Raw genomic sequence first — 25,555 nt, forward strand, 5'->3', positions numbered from 1 at the left:
CTAAATTCTCAACAAAATATTAACCTTTAGTTAATAAATACAACATTTTATGCATACGTATTCAAAGGATGCATACGTATGCAATCGCTTAATTGATGTAACTAATGAAAAGGAATAATTAGAGATATAGTCAGAATGGATAGAACCAAACGACTTTAAAACGTGCACTTCAGCGGCAAGGTCTTCGGTAGTTTGGGGATAGGTAGTAGACTCTTCAAAAAGCTTAAAGGTTACAATAGCTTTTCAGAAACTCATCATGACTGGGCAATGATTTAACATAGGCGTGTTTAATCTGTTTTATGTGCGCTAACATATCTGTCAATTTTTGCTCAGACACATTATTAGCAATAGGATGATAATCTTTTGGGGTGATCCCTTGCCCTTGCATAACTTGCAACCATGAACTTTCTAAAAACAAATCGTTTTGCTCTCTAAATAATGTTCCACTGTCGCGAAACAAGGCTATTTTGTGAGCCAGTGAATTAGGTATTTCCATATCGCCCAGGTCTCGCCAAAATTGGCTGTCTGTGCGCTCATTCACATGATAATGCAGAATTAAAAAATCCCGTATTTGTTCAAATTCTAATGTAGATTGCTTGTTGTATTCGACCACACTAGCGTTATCAATTCCATTATGAGGAAACAACTGAGTTAGCCTAACAATTGCAGATTGAATAAGGTGAATACTGGTAGACTCCAATGGCTCTAAAAAGCCACTAGACAAGCCCACAGCCACAACATTTTTATTCCATTGTTTGCGTCTGCGCCCCGTTTTAAACCGAATAAAATTAGGCTCTGCCAAAGGTTTGCTTTCTAGGTTAGACATTAACAAGGCTTCTGCTTCGGCCTCTGAATAATGGGCACTGCTGTACACCAAACCGTTACCATTACGATGCTGTAAAGGTATTCGCCATTGCCAACCTGCTTTGTGGGCAATTGAGCGAGTGTAAGGCAAGGTTTTCTCAAAACGTTCTGTAGGGATTGCCACGGCTCGATCACAAGGTAACCAATGGCTCCAATCTTCGTACCCCGTTGCTAGCTCTTGTTGGATCAGCAAACCTCGAAAACCCGAACAATCAATAAATAAATCCCCTGCTACCTCTTGCCCTGATTGTAAGCGCAGCTTTTCAATGTAGCCGTTTCGCACATTTCGACTGACGCTATCAACCATGCCCTCGGTACGTTTAACCCCCAACCCTTGACTCACTTTACGTAAGTACTTAGCGTATAAGGTTGCATCAAAATGGTAAGCATAAGGTAATTCTAGCGACTGATTTTGGCTATTAATGTGGCCAAACTTACCTTGCATAGCGGCTAGGTAATTTGCGTCATAATTCCAAAGATTAGTAGCAAACCCTAACTGATTGGCACGAGAGCAATAATGATGAAACTGACAAAAAGCCATATTTTTACCGGCGACACCAAAAGAGTGGAAATACTGCTCGTTAGGTACTCGCCAGTTCTCAAACATAATACCGAGTTTGATAGTGGCTTTGGTTTCTTTTATAAATTCAGCTTCGTTCAGACCTAGCACCTTATTCAATAAACGAATTGGCGGAATAGTGGCTTCTCCCACTCCTACTGTGCCGATAGCTTCAGACTCAACCAACTCAATAGTGACGGTATTACCTAAGATTTTTTTTAATAATGCTGCCGATATCCAGCCAGCAGTACCACCGCCCACTATCACTACTTTGTTTATTTTATTTTGCATTTTGAGCAAACCTTTAAAAGAAAAACCCCAGTAGCCAAAAAACTATCTGAGGTTTTAATTATGAGTTTTTACTTATGTTAACCCAACCGCTGATAAACCATAAGCTAATATATTCAGTGGTTTAGAATGAATAATTAACGCCCAACAAGAAGTTACGACCATAACTTTGGTATTGAGTGATTTGACGAGCATCCGCACCATTTGATTGTATTGTAGGTTCGTCTGTTAAGTTTTGTCCTTGTAGAGTGACTCTTAATCCTTCGAGGCCGTCTATACCGGACTCACCAAAGTCATACCCCACTTGTGCATCCCATAACTCTCCTCCGGCATCTGTCGCATTAGTCAGTGACAAACTTAAACCACGGGTCTCAGACAAAAATTGATCACGTTTGGTACCTGAAATTCTTACTTCAAAACCGTTTGATTCGTAGTAGGCAGTTAAACTATATGCTTCGTCTGACAACCCTGGAATTTCTGTATCATCATCAAACTTACCATCTAAGAATGTAGCACTGGCAACCACTCCAAAACCTGCTAATGAATCATGAATAATAGTTAAAGGAACCGAACCTTGTAGTTCCCAGCCTCGCACAAATCCTTGTAAACCATCTTGTCTGTATGAAACCCCACCTAAGAAAGTTTGTGGCGGTAATGGCCCATCAAGAACGCCATCTTCATCAATATCGTGATCACCTGTTGAGTCATGGTAGCCAGGAATGTAGAAATCTGAGAAATCAGTTACAGTGTTACCACTCTCATGCCAGTTTTTAAGATCTTTATAGAAAAAACTAACGGCAAAGAAACCATCATCAGAAAAATAATTTTCGTATGACAAATCAAACTGATTAGCTTCAATTGGTGTTAAGTTAGGGTTACCTGCACTGCCAGAAAATGGCCCTTGGCCTACTGTAGGATTAAGAATATTTGAGTCATTAAAGGCAAACGACACTTGGTTATTAGGGCGCATATCATCCATTCGAGGACGAGTAAGTACTTTAGCCAAAGCCATTCTTAAATATTGTGACTCTGTAAATTCTAAACTTAGATTAAGGGTGGGCAATACGTCTGTGTAAGAATTCCCCCCAGAGGTTGGCGTAAAATCAACATATAAATCAGTGCCTATTACACTGTCAAACCCGCTAGACGTTTGCTCAGAATCAACGACTTGAATACCTAAGTTCCCCGTTAGATACATATCGTTAAATTCTGCGTTAATATCTAATTTGGCGTAAACAGTGAGGAGCTCTTCTTCAACTTTATAACTATCTCCTTGACGAGATGTTTCTAGTAACGCGGCATCGGTTGCTGTGTAATAACCACTATTAAACAAACCTAAACTGTCATAAGCAAGCACACCGTTTATGCCTAAAAAGCTTAGATCAGCCACGCCTAATATTTCTGGAATAGGCCCATCAGATGGCCAAGTGGGAGCGGTTAAAAAGGCACCACTATTCACTTTGCTTTTAGATCTATCAGAATAAACCGCACCAATCTCAATGCCAGTAAATATGCTCCATTCGATTAAACCATTAACTTGAAAACGTAAACTATCTAATTCTTCTTCAAAGCTAGGCTGATTTACAAAACCATCTTGGGCAGAGCTTGGCCCAAATCCATTACCTGTATCTTGAAATTCAGCAACTGGGGCTAATGCTCCCCCCCAGCCTTGCGGGCCAGCCAAGCGGATTAAATCTGGATCAGTATAATCAAGTGGCGCAATAGTGGGATGATCAGAATACACCACACCTGTTGACGTTTGTTGCCAAGATCTTGCCGCAACCGGACGATTATCAATACCAACACGACCTATACCTGAATAACTTTCAACGTCTGTAATGGTTTTATCAACTTTACCGGTTGAATAATCTAATACTGCAGTCCAATTATCATTAATTTGATATTCTAGGTTGATGCCAATAGTGGTTAAATCTGCCGCTTGGCTACGGGCATCATTACGTATAACAGAATGAAAACCGTCATAATAACCGGCAGTCACTAAGCCATCTTCAATATTTGTAATGTTATAAGCGCCCGTTCCCCACTCTGCTCCACCTTCTTCAAGGCCACGTCTTACATCATTTTCTTCAAAGTCGATGTATAAGGCATCTACTTGGATCATCAAATCGTCGGTTGGCGCGTATTGAAGTACTCCAGCAATAGATTGGCGTTCTAACAAAGCTGAACGAACAAATGAATCATGACCACCTAACACTAGATCACCAGCGCTTGAAGTTGCCGAGTCTGTTGCACGTCTGTCGCTACCTTGATTAACGTCTGCGTATCCCCACGCTCTGAATTGTTCTTCTTGACGAGGTGTTTCCATTGACGCCAACACTAGTGCTATACCTATAGTGTCATCAGCAAAAGAGTCTACGTAATTTAACGATAACCTATGACCTGTATTATCAAAATCGGGATTAGCCGAGTCTTTGCCATTTTGCTCAAAATTTCCATTTACTGTGATGGTTCTGTCTTTGCCCAAAGGTTTAATGGTTTGTAAATCAACCGTGCCTCCAATGCCTTGAGTCGTCATGCCGGCTTCAGGAGTTTTACTAACCACAATGTTTGAAATAATTTCAGTTGGGTAAAGGTCATACTCTACCCCTCTGTTGTCACCCATCCCCAAAAGCTCGCGACCATTAAGCGATGTGCCCACATAATTTTCGTTAAACCCTCGGATTGACAAACCACTTGTACGACCATTTCTGCGTTCACCTGCCAAACCAGGTAAACGAGCTAGAGATTCTGCCACACTAGTATCGGGCAGTTTACCTATGTCTTCTGCAGACAAAACTTCGACGATTGATGTGCTTTCTTGTTTTATTGCTTGAGCTCTTATCAAACTACCGCGAATGCCGGTAACTTGAATAACCTCAGTATTGTCTGCAGCTTCTGCGTTTGTTTCTTGCGCCAAAGCTGGACTTGCACTAAGTCCAAAACCACTGGTAAGTAGAGCGGCTTTAATTAAATTCAGTTTAAAATGTGTCATATGTGTTTCCCGTTTCAGGTATGTATCTGAGCGAATAGTTAATTTTTACGCTTTCATTAAATATGGCCGGATATTACATTCATCTAGAGTGATGACTCAATCGTTTGCATACGTATTCAGAAAACAAACCAATACATTTAGTTAACCAAAAAGAAACATACAAAACAATAAAATTAGCGATAAAAAACCAACTAAACAATTGATTTAATTTAAATTTAAATACATTCACCCATGTAAAAAAAGTAACGACAACACACGCATCTTTGCATACGTATTCAAACAAACAAGAACAACAATTAATTAACAAAATAGTGGTAAATGACCCACTTGAGTAATTAGAAAAACTAGAAAAAGAAATAATACCGCAAGGATAAGCGTCAACTTAATCGTAAAATGTAGATAGCTATTTAACCTGAATACTGAATAAGCCGAACCTATCTATAGCGTTCTTTTTGTGCCTAGCGGCGTTGGATTGTCTAGCAATAACACGTTATTACGTACAACAATCCACCTGTCTACACACGAAAATTTCCTCACCGGGTAAGCATTCAGGTGAGGTGATTTGGGTGAACGTTATTAAGCTATTGAATTATAATGATAAATTAAGATTAGACGATACTTCTTATTCAGTACTCAGGTTAACTAAACTTCACTGCTCCAGAAAAGCCTATAAAGCTTTTACATGGGCATATATACCTTGCTGGGGAATATATTATATCAATCCGTATTGATAAGTGTGCACTCAGCGAGAATTTAAATGAGCTTAATCAAGGCGCTTGAATGAAGCTTTTTATTAAAAAAGAGCCAGTGCTCTTTTGAGTTCGAGCAACGCAGTGTAAGCGCATCTAAAACTCGCCTGAAGGAATGCCCCAGCGGCTTTTGCCCTGCGTTCTCGGTATTTGAAAGGGAACAACCATTCCTGCACAAAAATGTCTGGAACATTTTTGAACAGCTCCGCTGGCTCAAGCGAAAGCCAGGATGCCTGAAGTACACCGACGCCTTATTCAAAAACCGCTGGATGCATTCAGAGAGAGCACTTATCAATATGGATTGGTATTACGGCCTTTCCATGGCTAATCTCATTGGCAATAGCACTTGCTTAAAGCGCAGCAGACATGGCCTATCAAAAACCTTAATAATGACATTGAGCGTAACGAATAACCTTAGAGTGCAACACATAAATAAAAATGACTAAGTCATGTTCAACCCACTTAGTGAATGCTCATCAAAAAACAAAAAACCCGCTAATAGCGGGCTTCTAATTTTTTAATATCGTTTAGAATTAAGGTAAATTACCAACCGGTAATTTCACGTAACCCTTTACCGATATCAGCAAGAGAACGTACAGTCTTAACACCTGCCGCTTCTAATGCTTTAAACTTCTCGTCAGCTGTTCCTTTACCACCAGCGATAATTGCGCCAGCGTGGCCCATACGTTTACCTTCAGGTGCAGTTACACCAGCAATGTATGAAACAACAGGCTTAGTGACATGGGCTTTGATATATTCAGCTGCTTCTTCTTCAGCAGAACCACCAATTTCACCAATCATCACAATTGCTTCAGTTTCTGGATCTTCTTGGAACAATTTCAAGATATCAATGAAGTTTGAACCAGGGATAGGGTCGCCGCCAATACCTACGCAAGTAGATTGACCAAAACCTTCATCAGTAGTTTGTTTAACTGCTTCGTAAGTCAAAGTACCTGAACGAGAAACAATCCCTACTTTACCAGGCTTATGGATATGGCCAGGCATGATGCCGATCTTACATTCCCCAGGAGTAATAACACCTGGACAGTTAGGACCAATCATACGAACACCTTTCACAGTCAAGTATTCTTTAACAAACAACATATCGATTGTTGGAATACCTTCAGTGATACAAATGATCAATTCAATACCTGAATCAGCTGCTTCAACAATTGAATCTTTACAGAACGGTGCAGGTACATAGATAACCGATGCTGTTGCGCCTGTTTTCTCTACCGCTTCACGTACTGTATTGAATACTGGTAAATCTAGGTGAGTAGTGCCGCCTTTACCTGGTGTTACACCACCAACCATTTGTGTACCGTATGCAATGGCTTGCTCAGAGTGGAATGTACCTTGACCACCAGTAAAACCCTGACAGATAACTTTAGTATGCTTATTAATTAATACAGACATTATTTGCCCTCCGCAGCTTTAACAACTTGCTGAGCTGCGTCAGTAAGACTACTTGCAGCTATAATATCTAGATCTGAAGCAGCTAATACTTCACGACCTAGTTCAGCGTTAGTACCTTCAAGACGTACAACAACAGGTACGTTAACACCCACTTCTTTAACTGCACCAATAATACCTTCAGCAATCATGTCACAACGAACTATGCCACCAAAAATATTAACTAATACGGCACTAACATTGCTGTCAGAAAGGATAATTTTGAAAGCTTCAGCAACACGTTCTTTAGTTGCACCGCCTCCCACATCTAGGAAGTTAGCTGGCTTGCCACCGTGTAAGTTAACTATATCCATAGTTCCCATTGCAAGGCCTGCACCGTTAACCATACAACCAACGTTACCGTCTAGTGCTACATAGTTAAGTTCCCATTTCGCCGCTTCAGCTTCACGAGCATCATCTTGTGATGGATCGTGCATAGCTCTAACTTTAGGTTGACGATATGCTGCATTACCATCGATAGCCACTTTAGCGTCAAGACAATGAATATCACCGTCAGCTTTGATAACTAAAGGGTTAATTTCGATAAGCGCAATATCAAGGTCAACAAACATTTTTGCTAAACCTAGGAATATTTGTGTGAACTGTTTAATTTGTACGCCTTTAAGGCCCAATTTAAATGCCATTTCACGAGCTTGGTAAGGTTGTGCACCAACAATTGGGTCAATCTCAGCTTTTAAAATCTTTTCAGGCGTTTCTTCAGCAACGGTTTCAATTTCAACACCGCCTTCAGTAGAAGCCATGAAAACGATACGACGAGAAGTACGATCAACAACCGCACCTAAATAAAGTTCATCAGCAATATCAGTACAAGATTCAACAAGGATCTTACTAACTGGCTGACCATGTTCGTCAGTTTGAAAAGTCACTAGGTTTTTACCTAACCACTTTTCAGCAAAGGCTTTGATTTCTTCTTTGGTTTTAACTAATTTAACACCACCAGCTTTACCGCGACCACCAGCGTGTACTTGGCATTTAACCACCCACTCGTTTCCGCCAATTTTATCAGCCGCTGCTGCAGCTTCTTCTGGAGAATCTGTAGCGATCCCTTCAGAGACTGGCAAGCCATATTCTTTGAATAATTGCTTGCCTTGATATTCATGCAAATTCATGGTTTTTTTACCCGTTTAATTTAAGAAAAAAGCCGCTAGTAGGCCGCTTTATTTTATTAGCCACCATTAGTTTAATCATGGTGGCAGCAGGAGATAAATAATTACTTATTTATCTCAATTTTTTTATTCGTTTCTAATCTATTTACACATCTACAGCTTATTTATACATCTAGCAGCAAACGTGTTGGATCTTCTAACATTTCTTTAATAGTCACCAAGAACCCTACTGATTCTTTACCATCAATAATTCGGTGATCATAAGAAAGTGCAAGATACATCATAGGCAAAATTTCAACTTTGCCATTGACTGCCATAGGTCTATCTTGGATTTTATGCATGCCCAAAATAGCACTTTGTGGCAGATTCAAGATAGGTGTAGACATCAATGAACCAAATACCCCACCATTGGTAATAGTAAAGTTTCCGCCCTGCATATCAGCAATACTTAACTTACCATCACGCCCTTTAAGGGCTAATTCTCGAATACCACTTTCAATTCCAGCCATTCCTAGTGAATCCGTATCCTTAAGAACAGGCGTCACTAATCCACGAGGAGTAGAAACTGCAATCGAAATATCGAAATAGTTGTGATAACAAACGTCATCACCATCGATTGAAGCGTTAACTTCAGGGAAACGTTTTAAAGCTTCAGTTACTGCTTTCACATAGAAAGACATAAAACCTAAACGAATACCGTGACGTTTTTCAAATTGTTCTTGATATTGTTTACGTAAATCCATAATAGGCTTCATGTTAACTTCATTGAATGTAGTCAACATAGCTGTGCTATTTTTGGCTTCTAATAAACGGCTAGCAATGGTTTTACGTAAACGAGTCATAGGCACACGTTTTTCAGTACGATTACCTAGCGGTGCGACTGGCGCAGCAACTGATTCAGTTGACGCAGTTTTAGCGGCTGGTGCTTGCAGAGACTTTTCTACGTCTTCTTTAGTGACACGGCCACCTTTACCAGTACCTTTAATACTAGCAGCATCAATACCTTTCTCAGTCAACAAACGACGTACCGATGGGCTTAACGCATCATTATCGTCAGCTTTTGCTTCAGCACTAACGGCAGGTGCAGTCGCCGCAGCGCCTGCAACAAAATTAGCAATCACTTGTTCACCAGTGACAGTTTCGCCTTCTGGAGCAAGAATTTCACTTATTGAACCATCAGCAGGAGCCACTACTTCTAAAACAACTTTATCAGTCTCGATGTCTACTAAGTTTTGATCACGAGAGATAGCTTCACCTGGCTGAACATGCCATGTTGCAATTGTTGCATCTGCCACTGATTCTGGCAGAACCGGTACCTTAATTTCCACTGATTCACCTTTAATATCGGATGTTTGACTAGTTTGAGGGCTTGCTGAAGCGGTTGGTGCAACAGTTGCTGCATCACCTTCTGCGAAGTTAGCAATAGTTTGTTCTCCTAAAACTGTTTCGCCTTCAGCTTGAAATATCTCAGTAACGACACCATCTGCCGGCGCAACTACTTCTAATACAACTTTATCTGTTTCTATATCAACTAAATTTTGATCTCGGCTGACTTTATCGCCAACTTTTACGTGCCAGGTAGCGATTGATGCATCTGCCACTGATTCTGGCAATACCGGTACTTTAATTTCGATGCTCATACTGGTTCCTTATTTAATAGTTAATGCATCATCAACCAATTGTTTCTGTTGCTGGTTGTGAACTGAAATATATCCAACTGCAGGAGAAGCTGACGCATCTCTGCCTGCGTATGTTAATGTGCCGCCTTTTGGTAAAGATGACCAAAAATGGTGTTGACTACAATACCAAGCACCTTGGTTTTGTGGCTCTTCTTGACACCAAACCCAATCTTTAACGGTTTTGTATTTACTCACAACTTGACCAATCTCTGCATGAGGGAAAGGATATAATTGTTCAATACGAATAATCGCTATGTCATCTTGTTCATTCTTACGACGTTGCTCTAATAGATCGTAATACACTTTACCTGAACACATCACAACACGTTTCACTTTGCTCGGGCTGATGTTATCTACTTCATCAATCACATTGTGAAACACACCTTCAGACAATTCTTCCAGACTTGATACAGCAAGTGGGTGCCTAAGTAATGATTTAGGTGACATTACAATCAAAGGTTTACGCATAGGTCTGATCGACTGACGGCGTAACATATTGAAAACCTGTGCAGGGGTAGAAGGGATACATACTTGCCAGTTATGATCCGCACACATTTGTAAGAAACGCTCTAACCTAGCAGAACTATGTTCTGGACCTTGTCCTTCGTAACCATGAGGTAACAACATGGTTAAGCCACACAAACGTCCCCATTTTGCTTCTGCTGAACTTAAGAACTGATCAATTACGACTTGAGCACCATTGGCAAAATCACCAAATTGAGCTTCCCAGATTGTCAAAGTACCAGGTTCAGCTGTGGCATATCCGAATTCAAAAGCTAATACTGCCGCTTCGGATAATACTGAATCGTATATTTCCATTGTGCCTTGTTCAGCATGCAAGTGCTGTAAAGGCATATAATCAGAACCATCTGCTTGATTATGTAAAACAGCATGACGATGGAAAAAAGTACCACGACCAGAATCTTGGCCTGTCATCCTAATGTTAGAACCAGAATCAACAATTGATGCATAAGCCAAATTTTCTGCCATGCCCCAATCTAATTGTTTTTCACCCGCTATCATGGCATTTCTGTCTTGATATAGCTTAGCTACACGAGATTGAAGTTTATGACCTTCAGGGAAAGTACATAACTTTTGTCCAAGCTCAGTGAGTTTTTCGACACTGATTGCACCGTCGTATTTAACATCCCAGTCATGGCCAAGATACGGAGTCCAGTCAACAGAGTGCTCTGTCATAGGACGCCATTCTTCAACAACACATGCACCATGATCAAGTGCAGCACGATACTCTGCTACAAGCTTCTCGACTTCATGCTCTTCAATCGTGCCTTCGGCAATTAACTGATTGGCATACAATAGACGAGGAACAGGGTGTTTTTTAATCTTTTTGTACATTAAAGGCTGAGTGGCACTAGGTTCATCAGCTTCATTGTGACCATGACGTCGATAACAAACTAGATCAATCACCACATCACGTTTAAATTGGTTACGGTAATCGAGAGCCAATTTAGTGACAAACATCACAGCTTCAGGATCATCCGCATTAACATGTAATATTGGGGCCTGAACCATTTTAGCAATGTCAGTACAGTATTGAGTTGAACGAGTATCTTCAGTTTTAGAGGTTGTAAAACCAACTTGGTTATTGATAACTATTCTGACTGTTCCACCCACTTTAAAGCCACGAGTTTGTGACATATTAAAGGTTTCTTGCACCACACCTTGGCCAGCGATAGCAGAATCACCATGTATAGTAATAGGTAAAACAACTGAGCCATCATCACAACCACGCCTGTCTAATCTAGCTCGAACAGAACCAATAACCACTGGATTAACAATTTCTAAGTGAGATGGATTAAAGGCTAATGCCAAGTGTAAATTTCCACCAGGGGTAGCAAAATCAGATGAATAACCAGCATGGTATTTAACATCACCTGCACCTAATGAATCATCGTGATTACCAGCAAACTCATCAAACAAAACAGAAGGATTTTTACCTAATACATTGACGAGTACATTAAGACGACCACGGTGAGCCATACCAATAACGACTTCTTTTGTTCCTTTGGTGCCAGCATGACTGATCAAACCTTTCAGCATAGGAACTAAAGAATCACCACCTTCAAGAGAAAAACGCTTGGCTCCAGGAAACTTAGCTCCTAGGTATTTTTCCATGCCGTCAGCAGCCACTAAGCCTTTAAGAATGCCGACTTTCTCATCACGGGTAATTTCTGGTTTGGCTTGTACAGATTCAATTCTGTCTTGTAACCAACGTTTTTGCTCAGTATCAGTAATGTGCATGTACTCAGTACCGATAGAGCCACAATATGTACGATTAAGAGATTTAAATAATTCTCCTAACGGCATTGAGTCTTTACCTATGGCAAATGAGCCGACATTAAAACTGGTATCGAAATCGCTTTCAGACAAATTATGATGGGAAAGTTCTAGATCCCTTACTCTAGGCTGTTTCCACAACTCAAGAGGATCGAGATTGGCGTGTTGATGCCCTCTAAATCTAAAAGCATTGATCAGTTGTAGAACTTTAACTTGTTTATCGTCACCAGCTGCAGATACTGGTGCTGCAGCACCTGCTCTACCGGCAGGCCCGAGGGCAGCTAAACTACGGAATTGTTCGCGCAATACACTATGTTTTGATTCAACCTCGATGCCTTCTAACTTTGGCAGTTTATCAAATACGTCGCGCCAATCTTCAGATACACTTTGCGCATCATCAAGATACAATTCATACATTTCTTCTATATAAGTAGCGTTGCCACCAGCCATGTGAGAAGTATCCCACCATGCTTTCATCACGCGTTGTTGCATTGTCGTCCCTTGGTTGAATAAGACTTACAATTAAATGTGCATTTGCACACGTCACTTTAATTATTGATAAAACTAAAACGTAAAACAAAGCCGATAAGTATTATCGGCTAGTTATTTTACACAGAACGTTTTAACAACATGGATTTGATAGAACCAATCGCTTTAGTTGGATTGAGTCCTTTAGGGCAAACACTGACACAGTTCATAATACCGTGGCATCTGAATACACTAAATGCATCATCCAAATCACTAAGACGTTGTTCTGTCGCCGTATCTCGGCTATCAGCCAAGAAACGGTATGCATGTAATAAACCAGCAGGACCGATAAATTTATCAGGATTCCACCAGAATGAAGGACAAGAAGTTGAACAACATGCACATAAAATACATTCGTACAATCCGTCCAATTTTTCTCTTTCTTCAGGAGATTGTAAAAACTCTCTTGCCGGTGGTTGATTATCGTCATTAATCAAAAACGGTTTAATTTTTTCATACTGAGTATAAAATTGTGTCATATCAACCACTAAATCACGCACTACTGGTAAACCTGGTAATGGGCGAATAACGATTTTTGAGCCTTTAAGGGCTGACAAAGGTGTAATACATGCTAAGCCATTTTTGCCATTCATGTTGACACCATCAGATCCACATACACCTTCACGACATGAACGACGGAAAGATAAAGTAGGATCGCTTTCTTTCAAAGCAATCAAGGCATCCAACACCATCATGTCTTGGCCTTCGTCAACTTCAAGTTTGTAATCTTGCATGCGCGGCGCGTTGTCTACGTCAGGATTATAACGGTAAACAGAGAAATTCAATTGCATAATCGTTACTCCTTAGTAAGTTCTGGCTTTAGGTGGGAAAGCTTCACGAAGTTTAGGTGACATATTTACTTCACGTTTTATCATTGAGCTATCTTCCGGTAAATAGACAGAGTGACATAACCAATTAGCATCGTCACGATCAGGGAAGTCAAAGCGACTATGCGCACCACGACTCTCTGTTCTGAAATTAGCGGCAACAGCTGTGCTGTAAGCAGTTTCCATCAAGTTATCTAATTCTAAACATTCAATACGTTGAGTATTAAAATCATTACTCTTGTCGTCTAGGCGAGCATTTTGCAATCTTTCACGAATTTCACCTAACTCTTTTAAGCCAGTTGCCATCGCATCACCTTCTCTAAATACGGAGAAGTTAAGTTGCATACACTGCTGCAGATCTTTCTTAATTTGTACCGGATCTTCTCCTTTACCAATATCAGAATTTTCCCAACGATTAAAACGAGTTAGAGCTGCATCAACATCATCAGTCGATGCTTCTCTTGAATTTATACCGTCGATTGCTGCACCAAGATGTAATCCAGTTGCACGACCAAATACCACTAAATCGAGTAATGAGTTGCCACCTAGACGGTTTGCACCGTGCACAGATACACAAGCAATCTCACCACAAGCAAATAAACCATTAATAGGTTTTTCTTTGCCGTTAGCATCAACGCTTAGTGCTTGACCATCAACATTAGTGGGAATACCGCCCATCATATAATGACAAGTAGGAATAACAGGAATAGGCTCTTTAACGGGATCAACGTGCGCAAATGTACGAGATAATTCAAGAATGCCCGGTAAACGTGATTCAAGTACTTCTTTACCTAGATGATCAAGTTTTAATTTACAATGTGGACCTAAAGGACCATCAAATCCTCGACCTTCACGAATTTCTGTCATCATGGAACGAGCAACAACATCTCGTCCCGCTAAATCTTTGGCGTTAGGCGCATAACGTTCCATAAAACGTTCGCCATCTTTATTCAATAAATATCCACCTTCACCACGACAACCTTCAGTCACAAGCGTACCAGCACCTGCGATCCCCGTTGGGTGAAATTGCCACATTTCCATATCTTGCACAGGAACCCCTGCACGTAGTGCCATACCAACACCGTCACCAGTGTTAATGTGAGCATTGGTAGTTGAAGCAAAAATACGTCCCGCACCACCGGTTGCTAAAACAACCGCTTTAGACTTGAAATAAACGACTTCACCAGACTCAATATCGATAGCAGTACAACCTACTACATCACCGTCTTGGTTTTTAACTAAGTCTAAGGCATACCATTCACTGAATACTTTAGTTTTGTTTTTAACATTTTGTTGATACAACAAATGTAAAAGTGCGTGACCAGTTCGGTCAGCTGCTGCTGCAGTACGAGCACCTTGCTCACCACCGAAGTTTTGTGATTGACCGCCAAAAGGACGTTGATAAATTTTTCCGTTTTCGAAACGTGAAAATGGTAATCCCATGTTTTCCATTTCAATTATGGCTTCAGGACCGGTTTTACACATATATTCGATAGCATCTTGGTCACCGATATAATCAGAACCCTTGACTGTATCGTACATGTGCCATTCCCAATTATCTTCGTGGGCATTACCTAGGGCAACAGTAATACCACCTTGGGCTGATACAGTATGCGAACGTGTAGGAAACACTTTAGATAACAAGGCACAAGATTTGCCAGACTCAGAAATTTGTAATGCTGCGCGCATACCTGCACCGCCAGCACCAATTACTACTGCATCATACTCATGAACAGGAATACTCATTTACACACCCCACAAAACAAATAAACCGATAACTACATAAACAAATGCAATTAAATTAAGAATAAATTGAATGATCGCTCTTAGGCCTGGCGCCTTGACATAATCAGTCAATACTTGCCACATTCCAACTCTTACATGGAACATAACAGAAGTTAGAGCAAGAAAAGTAAACACTTTCATTGCCAAACCAGAAAATAAATCTTGCCAAATTGAATAGGTAATTTCAGGTGTAGAAATAAAGAACCATGCCATAAACAAAGAAAACGCGGTCATAATGATTGCAGTGCCACGAATAGTGACAAAATCTTGTACACCGTTACGTTTTAAACTTGCTTGTCCAGTTACCATAATACAACTCCTACTACGATAGTTAATATGATCCAAAGACCGATAATCGCCTTGGCGCTTAGGTCACCCGACTCTAATTCTTCCCAATGTCCCATATCCATCATCATATGCCTCAAGCCACCAAGTATATGATAAGTTAATGCGGATATAGTACCGATTGCGATAAATTTACCTAATGGTCCTGCCATTTGATCTTTAATATAATCAAACCCTTCAGCAGAAGAAACCGATATTGCCCATGCACCAATTACAAACATAAGTGCAAAAAATAATGCAACGCCTGTAATACGATGGAGGATGGAAGTTATAGCGGCGGGAGGAAAACTAATAGTATTTATTTGTAAATTAACTGGTCTTTGTTTTTTCACGTTTTTCGCTCTTTATACCCGTAGGTCATTTATACATTTAAACTTACAACACTTTAAATGTTACTTAATTGTTAAAAAAAGATGCTCTTCCATAAGATTGTTACAAAACTGTAAATATAGCGTTATTAATTTGTATCTCTATTAATAACCAAGCTCTGCAAGCTAGACGAGTATATCCAGCACAAAGAATAAATACAATATTGTTCTATTTTATAGGCTTATAACTACTAAGTTGAAACTAGACCAAGCTAGTCTAAAATTTTATTTGCCTTTGTTCATAGAAAAAAGTGATATTAGAAAGGATTTACTGTATTAAAAATTGACATAATTGCTCATTGTCAGTACAAATAGCGGCAATTTCCGCCCCGTAAAACAGATTAAATTCTGTTTATCGACATAAAAACGATTCTGAGGAGAACGATATATGGCAAATAATAAAGCCATTTTAAAAGCAGGTGATGCTGAAATTGAACTACCTATATTATCTGGCACAGCCGGAAACGATGTAATAGACATCCGAACTTTAGGTAGCAGTGGTTACTTCACCTATGACCCAGGCTTTATGGCCACGGGTTCTTGTGAATCCTCAATTACGTTTATAGATGGAGCCAAAGGCGTATTGTTACATAGAGGTTACTCCATTGAAGAGTTAGCTCGTGACGCAGACTATCTAGAAGTGTGCTACATGTTGTTACATGACAAAACGCCAAATGCAGAAGAATACAAAGCATTTAAAGATACTATTACTCGTCACACTTTAGTTCATGACCAAGTTAATAACTTCTTCCGTGGTTTCAGACGTGATGCACACCCTATGGCAATGTTATGTGGCACAGTGGGTGCAATGGCGTCTTTTTATCACGATGATTTAGACATTACAGATCCTGAACAAAGACTTCGCAGCGCTTATAGACTTGTAGCTAAAATGCCGACTTTAGTTGCTATGTGTTACAAATATAATATTGGCCAACCTTTTGTTTATCCAAAAAATGAACTTAGTTACGCAGAAAACTTTTTGAATATGATGTTCTCTGTCCCTGCTGAAGATTATAAAATAACACCAGCAGTGTCTCGTGCTGTTGATAGGATTTTTACTCTGCATGCAGATCACGAGCAAAATGCTTCAACATCTACTGTACGTTTAGCTGGTTCATCTGGTGCTAATCCTTATGCATGTATTGCTGCTGGTGTGGCTTCTTTATGGGGACCTGCACATGGTGGAGCAAACGAAGCTTGTTTAAACATGTTACAAGAAATTGGTTCAGTCGATCGTATCCCTGAATTTATTGCTAGAGCAAAAGATAAAGCCGACCCATTCAGATTAATGGGCTTTGGTCACAGGGTTTATAAAAACTTTGATCCTCGCGCCACTGTAATGCGTGAAAGTTGTCATGAAGTATTAACTGAATTAAAAATAGACGATCCATTACTGAATGTCGCTATGGAACTTGAAAAAATTGCATTAAGCGACCCTTACTTCGCAGAGAAAAAATTGTTCCCTAATGTAGATTTCTACTCAGGTATTATTCTGAAAGCAATTGGTATTCCTACAAACATGTTTACTTGTATCTTTGCATTAGCACGTACAGTAGGTTGGGTATCACATTGGCATGAGATGTTAAGTCAACCAGGTCAAAAAATTGGCCGTCCTCGTCAATTATATACAGGTGAAGCGAAACGCCCATATAACAAAATTGAAAAGTAATTTTCACTCTTTTCCCAAATAAAAGAGTTTCCAGTTAGACAACTTTTAACTGCTAATGAAAATAAAAAAAGCCATGCTGAAAAGCATGGCTTTTTTATTGGTTATTAGAGCATGTGCTGAGCGCTCAGAGCTTAGGCTTCGCGTGCAAGAGCATGGCTTTGCCACGCAAGTATGACTTCGTCACTCAAGTATTCGCTTCGCGAACAAAGCATAGATTCGCAACTTAAAGCATGCGCTTCGCTTATGACATCCATGTCTTTTTTCAAGCCTCATCCATGAGGCCCGACTCACTTATGTTATGAAATACTTCCCTATATTTTACCCTTCAGGCCGCACTAAAGTGCGTTCTAAATTTATCCATTAAATTTAGTCAACAGCTAAGAAAAGTAAGCAAAAGAAGCCGGTCTCCAACAAAGCTCTGCCCCTATTTTTTATAAACTTAACAGGTCGTGCACTTTCTAAACGTAAGGTTCCCGATAAAGCACCACTCAATTGGCTATCCTTGCCAATTACCCTATTGAGTTTTTAATAAAAAATAGCGAACTTTGAGTTGCGACAAAATCAAAAGCATCGGCTTCGCCGACAAAAACAAAGAGTGTAATAATCAACTAATTTTTGATTCGATTACCTTGCATCCAATACATTGCCAAAGGCATCCGTCGCAATTTAATTTGACCCATTTATTCTAAATTATTGAAGCTAAAGTTGAAAACCAGCTCCAACACCCTTTAATGGAAATTCAAAGGGACCTAATCCGAGGAAGATTATTAATAATCCTTGAAATATCAATGATTGTATCTTACTGGGTTGACGGAAAAACAAAATTTTCCACCCGAGTAACAAATTAACACTTTTAGAAATGACGCAGTGTTATCATGTCGGCTTACTATATTTTTTAACCGTAATATCTTGCAGGGTACCAGATACATATTTGTGAAGAACACTAGCCACCAAAGTTTGATATGGGATACCTTCTTCCAACGCACGACGTTGAATTGCGGATAAATCATGCCCAGACAAACGAATATTAATACGTTTGTCTTTTTTAAAAGTATCTTCTGCCGATGCTTGAATTTCAGACTTACGCTTTCCTGTTAGTGAAGAAGTGAAGTTATCATTCTCAAACTCATTGAGTAAGTCTTGCTCTTCTTGATCCAATTTTTCTTTATTCATCACTGATCACCTATGTATAGCTTGGTAGCCTTGCGACTAGGAATAACTGTTTTTAAGAAAATTTCTATATCAGTTTCAATATATGGAACTAAATATGCGTAGTTCTCAATATTAATGACGAAAATACGCTGATTAGGATATTTTTTCTGATTTGAGTGTTTCAAATCATCTAATAGACAATTATTTTGAAGATAATATATAACATCTTCAAATGAGATACCGCGCTCTTCAATCAGGAGCTTGTTTTTATCAGGATTCCAATCAAATATTTTCATGTATCGAAGTGTAGCACTGTGTGCCGTATGTCATCAACAAAAACCAAAAGACTCTGGTTGCTTTAATTTTATTAGCTTTTAAAACCGATGGCCTAAAGGCCAACCTACACCATTTTTAAAACCAACAAAAGTATCACTTTTTTGTAGCGAGTTAACTGGGAGCAGGCCACGTTATTCTACTCCACCTATTTCCATACTGAGTTACTCAACCTTATTTTTCTGTTTTGTTTTCCTCTGTGCAGCGTAGCTCTTTGTGGTGAATCTCTTTTGTTTTTTTGCTTTTACTGCCCACTCGGCTTCATTCTGATTTAGTCTGCACCACTCTGCTTCTTTTGCTATCTACTAACCCCTATTTACTATCCACTGATTCTATCTAAACAACACTTTTTCTTTATTAAACCAATAAATACAAAACGCAAAAAGCGCGCCGGCTATAACTACTGTTGAACCGAATATGGCGAATAATTGAAAATAGTCCATGGTGCCTTTTACCAATTCTTTCATGGCTAACGATACATTGGTAATGGGAACCCAAGCCCAACCGCCTTTTAATTCAACACCAGGCAGAATGGATAACATAATGGGGATGATTACAAAAATCATCATGGGACCCATATAGCTTTGAGCTTCTTTAAAGCTTTTTGCGTAAATCGAAATACTCAACAAAACAGCAGCAAAAATGGCCACAACAGGTACTAACATTAAAAATATCAACACAAAATCAATCAAACCGATTTGCGCCATAAAATCAGCCACAAATTTAATGGCCATACCTTGACTTAACACAAAACCCCATAAAGCCATACTGGCTACAGTAATTAGGGCGGTCATAGTCCCAGCAAATGCTATGGTTAAAAACTTACCAAATACAATTTTATTTCTATCGATGGGTGAAATGAGTAATGTTTCTAATGTGCCTCGCTCTTTCTCTCCGGCCCCTATATCCGCAGCTGGCATCATGGCCCCTTGTAGGCAAAGAATAAACAACAGGTAAGGCAACATACCGCCAATTTTTTCGCCCCAATTTTCTCGATTATCAGCGGTATTCACTTTTTCTAGTAATATAGGTTTGAATAATGCAGTTTGTTGACTCTCATCTAAGCCTAAGGAATCAAATGCAATGTGTTTAAACTTCTCTGATTGGTTCTTTACTATTTCACTCACCCTGCGGTAGACCAAATTCAACCCTGCATCATTAAAATGTAATGCTAGTTTAGTTTGTCCATTTTTAAGTACATCAGCAGAATAGTTTTCAGGGATCACTAAAACAAAATCCACCAGCCCATTTCTAATGATAGTTTTATAATCGGCGTCAAGGGCGATCTCAATTTGTTGAAACTTATCCGGCTGTTTTAAATCTTCAATTATTGCAGGAGCATGTATGCCACCTACTAGCGCGTACTTAAGCACCTTAGTTTCAGCTTTGTCTATGGCTTGTTTACCCACGAACCCAGCAATACCAAAAATCACCGGAAAAATAAGCAAGGGTAAAGCAATCATAAAAAACAACGTTTTACGGTCTCTTAATAATTCTTTAAGCTCTTTTGAAAAGACTAACCACATAGATTTTCTCCTTTTAATCCATTTACTGGTTGCTGAATAGCGGCCATAAATGCCTGATTCAATGAGCCATTTGCTAAGCCGATAAAATTGGCAAGACTGTCGTCAAATTTACTAATACCCTGATCAATTACCACTACTTTTTCACATAACTCTTGCACTTCATCTAAATGATGAGTGGAAAAAATAACTGGGGTACCTTTGTCTTTTAACCCTCGAATAAAATTCAGCACGGTTTGTGCCGCCATAATATCCAGACCAGTGGTAGGTTCATCTAAAATCACTAACTCAGGTTCATGAATAACAGCTCGAGCAATCGCCGTCTTTTGTTTCATACCGGTAGAGAAGTTTTCTGAGCGTCTATCTAAAAAGCTGTGCATATCCAATAAATCAGCTAGTTCCTGAATACGAGTTTCGATAGCATTGTCTTGCATACCATGCAGTTTGGCAAAATACTGAATATTTTCACGTCCGCTTAAACGCCCGTATAAACCTGTTGTACCCGATAAAAAACCAATTTTACGTCTCGCGATTATAGGGTTTTCAAGTACGTTTTCACCACCAATAATGACACTGCCGGCATCAGGTTTTAAAGCGGTAGACAGCATACGTAAGGTAGTGGTTTTACCTGCGCCATTTGGGCCAAGCAAGCCCAATACTTCTCCTTTTTTACAACTAAAAGAGACATCTCTGACTGAATGAAAAAAACGTCCTTTTAGTCTGGGATCTTTTTTCTCTTGTTCACTGAGTTTTTTAGGATTTTCCACAGCAAATTTTTTTGCCAATTGTTTTATTTGTATCATTCCATTTTCCTAATCAATTTAAACATTCTGATCACCAACAATTTATAGTCTAACCAATGGTAAATCTATTACAGGGGATTCTTAAAAAATAATGTGTAACAATACACGATTAGCAAAATAGATATTCGTTACAAACAAATTTTTTAGAGGTGTGCAGTGCAGCAAGTTAATAATCCAGTTCAAGCAATGCAGGATATATTTATCAAACCCAATCGAGTATTTGCCACTATAGCTGATACTCACAATTGGTCTTGGCTACCTTTTATCCTTATTTCAATTTTATCCGCTTTACCACTGTATTATTACTTTAACTTTGTAGATTTTGACTGGTATAGAAATCTCATTATTGAAACCTCTGCTGGCGATTTAAGTCCTGCAGAAATAGATGTGATGCGACAAGCAATGCAACAACCACAAATTTTATGGGTTAGCATTTTTGGCGTGATATTTTCTGGCATCATAGCAAATGCAGTTTTAGCACTGTATCTTAATTTTGCCACAAAAGCAGATGAAGAATGTGTACAAGGATTTACAGATTGGTACGGTTTTAGTTGGTGGGTTAGCATGCCGACAATTGTCACCAGTTTCATAAGTTTACTTATTGTATTATTTGCTTCTGACAATCAATTATCACCTATTACTTTAGGCCCAACCTCTCTAGCGTTCTTATTATCAGTAGCAATGGACTCAGCATGGTTTTCCTTAGCTCAAGCAATCCGATTAGAAAGCTTTTGGGTGATGTATCTCATTGCAGTAGGTGTCAGCCAATGGACAAAATTACCAGCAAATAGAACCTATATTATTGCGGTTGCTCCTTTCTTGCTTATATGGGGTGTTTGGACAGCAGTGTTATTATTCAGCTAACGAGTCAATCTATACTTTGGCCTTAGGCGCAGGCCTAAAGTAATCAGTATTATCATAAAACTCCGTATTATTATTGGCATTCCAAACTCCAGGGATGCCCAATAAAGGTAAGGGATAAAGTGGCTTTTTTTGAGAAAATAACGCTTCCTGTTGAATTTTATTAACCAAGGCTTGATCCAAACTTAATACCTGTTGTTGATAGGTTAAATCTGCAAACCCCTGCTCTACTTCTACAGCCAACCATTTTCCGGTTAAACCAATAAATGGCTGCAACAACATTTCTAAATTAGCATGGCCAAATATAAAGGAATTTAACTGTTTTCCCCACATCGCCCTATGTTCAACAAAAACGGCCTGCCACTGATGATTTTGTAATTGAGCAAGTAATTGCTCTGTTGCGCAATTTTCTGATTGAGACTTCTGGTAAGTAATTATCACCCCACATTCATCAAAGTGAGTAAGGTTATTTCGTCGAGACGTTCTCGGCGTTAAACCATATTGCTCAATATCTTCTACATGCAATTGATTTAACAGAGCTTTTGTTTGTGGAAATTGTAACCAGACCAAACCATTAAATAAGTCATGCCAGCTATTGGGGCGAGTAGGTATAATTTTTTGTTGAAAAATAATTTGTTCATAATAGGCATCGCTAGCAGGAATTTTTGACTGGCATACGAAGTTTGGTAAATCAGTCATATTGTTTTGGAGTGCCAACTTATTTAAGCCATCAGCATTTGGCCAGTGATTAATCTCACTTAGGGAAAATAGTTGCTCCAGCTTTGCCATGGGTAACATAGCCAATTGTTCTACATATTGTTTATGCCACTTATCACTCATTCCCTACCGCTCCAAAAAAACATGTAATAATTTATACCTAGCCTCATAATGAAGACATTATTTTCAACAACAAGAGTCAGCCTATGAAAATTTGCCATAAACTCGTCACCTTATGTATTCCCCTTGTCATGATTTTTTCATCCTGCGAAGACAAAAAAATAGTAGAACCTGTTGTTACTGACAATTTTTCTCAGGTATATAAAAATATTAATGTCGAAGATATTAAAACACACATTAAAACCCTATCGTCAGACGAATTTGAAGGTAGGTTACCGACAACTGTTGGTGAACAAAAAACATTAGATTATTTGCTCAAGGAGTTTAAGCAACTCGGTTATCAGCCAGGTAACGGCGATAGCTATTTACAAGCGGTTGATTTAATTGAAATCACAGCAGATCCAAATATGGTTATGTCTATTGGTGACAACAAGCTCAATTACAAAGAACAAATGATGGCATCTAGCAAACTAGAGCAAAGTCAAGTTGAGCTAAAAGAGTCTGAATTAGTTTTTGTTGGATACGGGATCAATGCCCCTGAATATGATTGGAATGACTATTCAGACGTAGACGTCAAAGGTAAAACCGTGGTCATATTAGTCAATGATCCTGGTTTTGAAACACCTGAAAGTGGCTTATTTCAAGGTAAATCTATGACCTATTACGGTCGATGGACATATAAATATGAAGAGGCTAGCCGTCAAGGTGCTGCAGCTGCATTAATTGTGCATGAAACAAAACCTGCATCTTATGGTTGGTCCGTAGTAGCCAATAGCTGGAGCGGCCCGCAATATAACTTAGTATCAGAAAATAGCAATGCAGATAAAGTAGCGGTAGAAGGCTGGCTAACATTAGACAGTGCAGAAAAAGTATTTGCCAGTGCAGGATTAGATTTTTTCGCCGAAAAACAAAAAGCCAAAGCAGCCAATTACAATAGACGTATGGGCGTAACAGCCTCCGTCACAATAAATAACACCTTTAAAAAATCCACTAGTTATAACGTGATAGCCACATTACCCGGTACCAGTGCAGCAGATGAACACCTTATTTATACCGCACATTGGGATCACTTAGGAAAAGATGAAACTAAACAGGGTGACCAAATTTACAATGGCGCCCACGATAATGCCACAGGAATAGCAGCCAGTTTAGCTATAGCAAAATCATTCTCAGAATTAACTATTAAACCTAAACGAACTGTAACTTTTCTAATGGTCACAGCTGAAGAACAAGGATTATTAGGCTCAAAATATTATACCGAACACCCACTTATTCCATTAGATAAAACCGTAGCCAATATCAATATGGATGCCATGAATGTGTTAGGTAAAACCAAAGATGTGGCGGTGGTGGGCATGGGTAAATCTGAACTAGAAACCTATTTAAGAAAAGCGGCAAAGGCCCAAAATAGACATATTGTTCAAGAAGGCAAACCCGAGGCCGGATATTATTATCGAAGCGATCATTTCAACTTTGCTAAAAAAGGCGTGCCAGCACTGTATGCGAAAGGCGGAAACGAACCTATTGACCAAGTCACCGCTGATTATCGCAAACGAACAAACGTGATCATCACAGGCTGTTACCACCAAGTATGTGATCAATTCCGTGAAAATTGGGATTTATCAGGTATTCAACAAGATGCTCAACTTCTATTTAAAGTGGGTCACGACCTAGTTAATTCAAACGACTGGCCAAAGTGGACAGAAACCAGCGAATTTCAGCGACCAAGGTAATGATGATTTCTGTCAAAGGTTATAAATAAACACATTTGCGATAGTCAGATCTTTTAATCAAAGTAACTGACTATCCGTAAAGTTCTAGTTGATTAGTAGGAAGCACGGGACAAGAAGAGTTCTTGCAAAATGCTAGACCGGCCCCCGCTTTTTTTTCTATCTAATTGTTTTCACTAAATTATTTGCACTACTAACAGGACAGCCACACTACTAACAGGACAGCCATGTTTATTACTGACAGAAACCAGCGAATTTCAGCGACCAAGGTAATTATGATTTCTGTCAAAGGTTATAAATAAACACATTTTCGATAGTCAGATCTTTTAATCAAAGTAACTGACTATCCGTAAAGTTCTAGTTGATTAGTAGGAAGCACGGGACAAGAAGAGTTCTTGCAAAATGCTAGACCTGATCCCGCACTACTAACAGGACAGCCACACCACTACTAACAGGACAGCCATGTTTATCACTACTAACAGGACAGCCATACCACTACTAACAGGACAGCCATACTAACAGGACAGCCATGTTTATTACTATTGCTTTACGCCTATCTAGACGGTAAAAGGCATTCAGTCGTCATTTTCGTGGCGCAGCCATGCTTTTGACGTACCTGCGACTACAAATCCCCCATACAAAATTTGGCTTGTCGGATGGCCAGATATGGACGTTTGGGTGAAAGCTGATTATTTAGGAACGAAGTTCCGCCAGCTTGAACAGCTCAACAAGGAAGTTGAGATTGGTTACCGATCATCAGAGATGTGTGATTTATCAATTCAAAGT

General features: G+C 39.4%; 18 protein-coding genes. 3 read left to right on the forward strand and 15 right to left on the reverse strand.

Annotated elements, in window-relative coordinates; translation table 11 throughout:
• Window positions 1-223: 223 nt before the first annotated feature.
• From GQR87_RS13985 to sdhC, 10 genes are all read right to left on the reverse strand, one after another.
• Window positions 224-1,714 carry a tryptophan halogenase family protein gene (locus tag GQR87_RS13985; RefSeq protein WP_158970327.1) on the reverse strand — a complete coding sequence of 497 codons (1,491 nt, stop codon included), beginning with the start codon at window positions 1,712-1,714 and terminating at the stop codon, window positions 224-226.
• A gap of 121 nt (window positions 1,715-1,835) precedes the next feature.
• Window positions 1,836-4,703 (reverse strand): TonB-dependent receptor, encoded by a 2,868-nt coding sequence (locus GQR87_RS13990; RefSeq protein WP_158970329.1) that lies wholly within the window; start codon window positions 4,701-4,703, stop codon window positions 1,836-1,838.
• A gap of 1,292 nt (window positions 4,704-5,995) precedes the next feature.
• Window positions 5,996-6,868, reverse strand: a complete 873-nt coding sequence (gene sucD / locus GQR87_RS13995) for a succinate--CoA ligase subunit alpha (protein WP_158970331.1) — start codon at window positions 6,866-6,868, stop codon at window positions 5,996-5,998.
• Window positions 6,868-8,034, reverse strand: a complete 1,167-nt coding sequence (gene sucC / locus GQR87_RS14000; protein ID WP_158970333.1) for an ADP-forming succinate--CoA ligase subunit beta — start codon at window positions 8,032-8,034, stop codon at window positions 6,868-6,870. The genes sucD and sucC overlap by 1 nt, the downstream gene beginning before the upstream one ends.
• Before the next feature lie 161 nt (window positions 8,035-8,195).
• On the reverse strand, window positions 8,196-9,671 hold the full coding sequence (odhB, locus tag GQR87_RS14005; RefSeq protein WP_158970335.1) for a 2-oxoglutarate dehydrogenase complex dihydrolipoyllysine-residue succinyltransferase: 1,476 nt from the start codon (window positions 9,669-9,671) through the stop codon (window positions 8,196-8,198).
• 9 nt (window positions 9,672-9,680) lie between these two features.
• Entirely contained in the window at window positions 9,681-12,500 is a 2,820-nt protein-coding gene (locus tag GQR87_RS14010; RefSeq protein WP_158970337.1) for a 2-oxoglutarate dehydrogenase E1 component, read from the reverse strand.
• 116 nt (window positions 12,501-12,616) lie between these two features.
• The gene (locus tag GQR87_RS14015) at window positions 12,617-13,327 is read right to left on the reverse strand and encodes a succinate dehydrogenase iron-sulfur subunit (protein WP_158970339.1); all 711 of its coding nucleotides are present in this window, start codon (window positions 13,325-13,327) and stop codon (window positions 12,617-12,619) included.
• 12 nt (window positions 13,328-13,339) lie between these two features.
• Window positions 13,340-15,109: a succinate dehydrogenase flavoprotein subunit gene (gene sdhA / locus GQR87_RS14020; protein WP_158970341.1), complete on the reverse strand. Its 1,770-nt coding sequence runs from the start codon at window positions 15,107-15,109 to the stop codon at window positions 13,340-13,342.
• Window positions 15,110-15,457: a succinate dehydrogenase, hydrophobic membrane anchor protein gene (gene sdhD, locus GQR87_RS14025; protein WP_158970343.1), complete on the reverse strand. Its 348-nt coding sequence runs from the start codon at window positions 15,455-15,457 to the stop codon at window positions 15,110-15,112.
• Entirely contained in the window at window positions 15,451-15,825 is a 375-nt protein-coding gene (gene sdhC, locus GQR87_RS14030; protein WP_158970345.1) for a succinate dehydrogenase, cytochrome b556 subunit, read from the reverse strand. Before sdhC ends, sdhD begins: the two co-directional genes overlap by 7 nt.
• A gap of 424 nt (window positions 15,826-16,249) precedes the next feature.
• Here sdhC and gltA point away from each other — a divergent pair, with 424 nt between their 5' ends.
• A complete protein-coding gene (gltA, locus tag GQR87_RS14035; protein WP_158970347.1) occupies window positions 16,250-17,530 on the forward strand; it encodes a citrate synthase in 1,281 nt (426 codons plus the stop codon).
• 873 nt (window positions 17,531-18,403) lie between these two features.
• Here gltA and GQR87_RS14040 read toward each other — a convergent pair.
• The 4 genes from GQR87_RS14040 to GQR87_RS14055 form a co-directional block, all read right to left on the reverse strand.
• Complete coding sequence (locus GQR87_RS14040; protein ID WP_158970349.1) at window positions 18,404-18,703, reverse strand: hypothetical protein; 300 nt, start codon at window positions 18,701-18,703, stop codon at window positions 18,404-18,406.
• Entirely contained in the window at window positions 18,703-18,978 is a 276-nt protein-coding gene (locus GQR87_RS14045; protein ID WP_158970351.1) for a BrnT family toxin, read from the reverse strand. Before GQR87_RS14045 ends, GQR87_RS14040 begins: the two co-directional genes overlap by 1 nt.
• Window positions 18,979-19,347: 369 nt before the next feature.
• The gene (locus GQR87_RS14050) at window positions 19,348-20,541 is read right to left on the reverse strand and encodes an ABC transporter permease (protein WP_158970353.1); all 1,194 of its coding nucleotides are present in this window, start codon (window positions 20,539-20,541) and stop codon (window positions 19,348-19,350) included.
• The gene (locus GQR87_RS14055) at window positions 20,532-21,341 is read right to left on the reverse strand and encodes an ATP-binding cassette domain-containing protein (protein WP_158970355.1); all 810 of its coding nucleotides are present in this window, start codon (window positions 21,339-21,341) and stop codon (window positions 20,532-20,534) included. Before GQR87_RS14055 ends, GQR87_RS14050 begins: the two co-directional genes overlap by 10 nt.
• Window positions 21,342-21,497: 156 nt before the next feature.
• Here GQR87_RS14055 and GQR87_RS14060 point away from each other — a divergent pair, with 156 nt between their 5' ends.
• Entirely contained in the window at window positions 21,498-22,205 is a 708-nt protein-coding gene (locus tag GQR87_RS14060) for a YIP1 family protein (RefSeq protein ID WP_158970357.1), read from the forward strand.
• Window positions 22,206-22,214: 9 nt separating this feature from the next.
• On the opposite strand, the gene GQR87_RS14065 is transcribed toward GQR87_RS14060, so the two are convergent.
• On the reverse strand, window positions 22,215-23,042 hold the full coding sequence (locus GQR87_RS14065) for a DUF3025 domain-containing protein (RefSeq protein ID WP_158970359.1): 828 nt from the start codon (window positions 23,040-23,042) through the stop codon (window positions 22,215-22,217).
• 83 nt (window positions 23,043-23,125) lie between these two features.
• Here GQR87_RS14065 and GQR87_RS14070 point away from each other — a divergent pair, with 83 nt between their 5' ends.
• Entirely contained in the window at window positions 23,126-24,772 is a 1,647-nt protein-coding gene (locus GQR87_RS14070) for a M28 family metallopeptidase (RefSeq protein WP_158970361.1), read from the forward strand.
• Window positions 24,773-25,555: the final 783 nt, after the last annotated feature.

Origin of the sequence: Paraglaciecola sp. L3A3 (assembly GCF_009796765.1) — a bacterium.
Classification (GTDB): Bacteria; Pseudomonadota; Gammaproteobacteria; order Enterobacterales; family Alteromonadaceae; genus Paraglaciecola.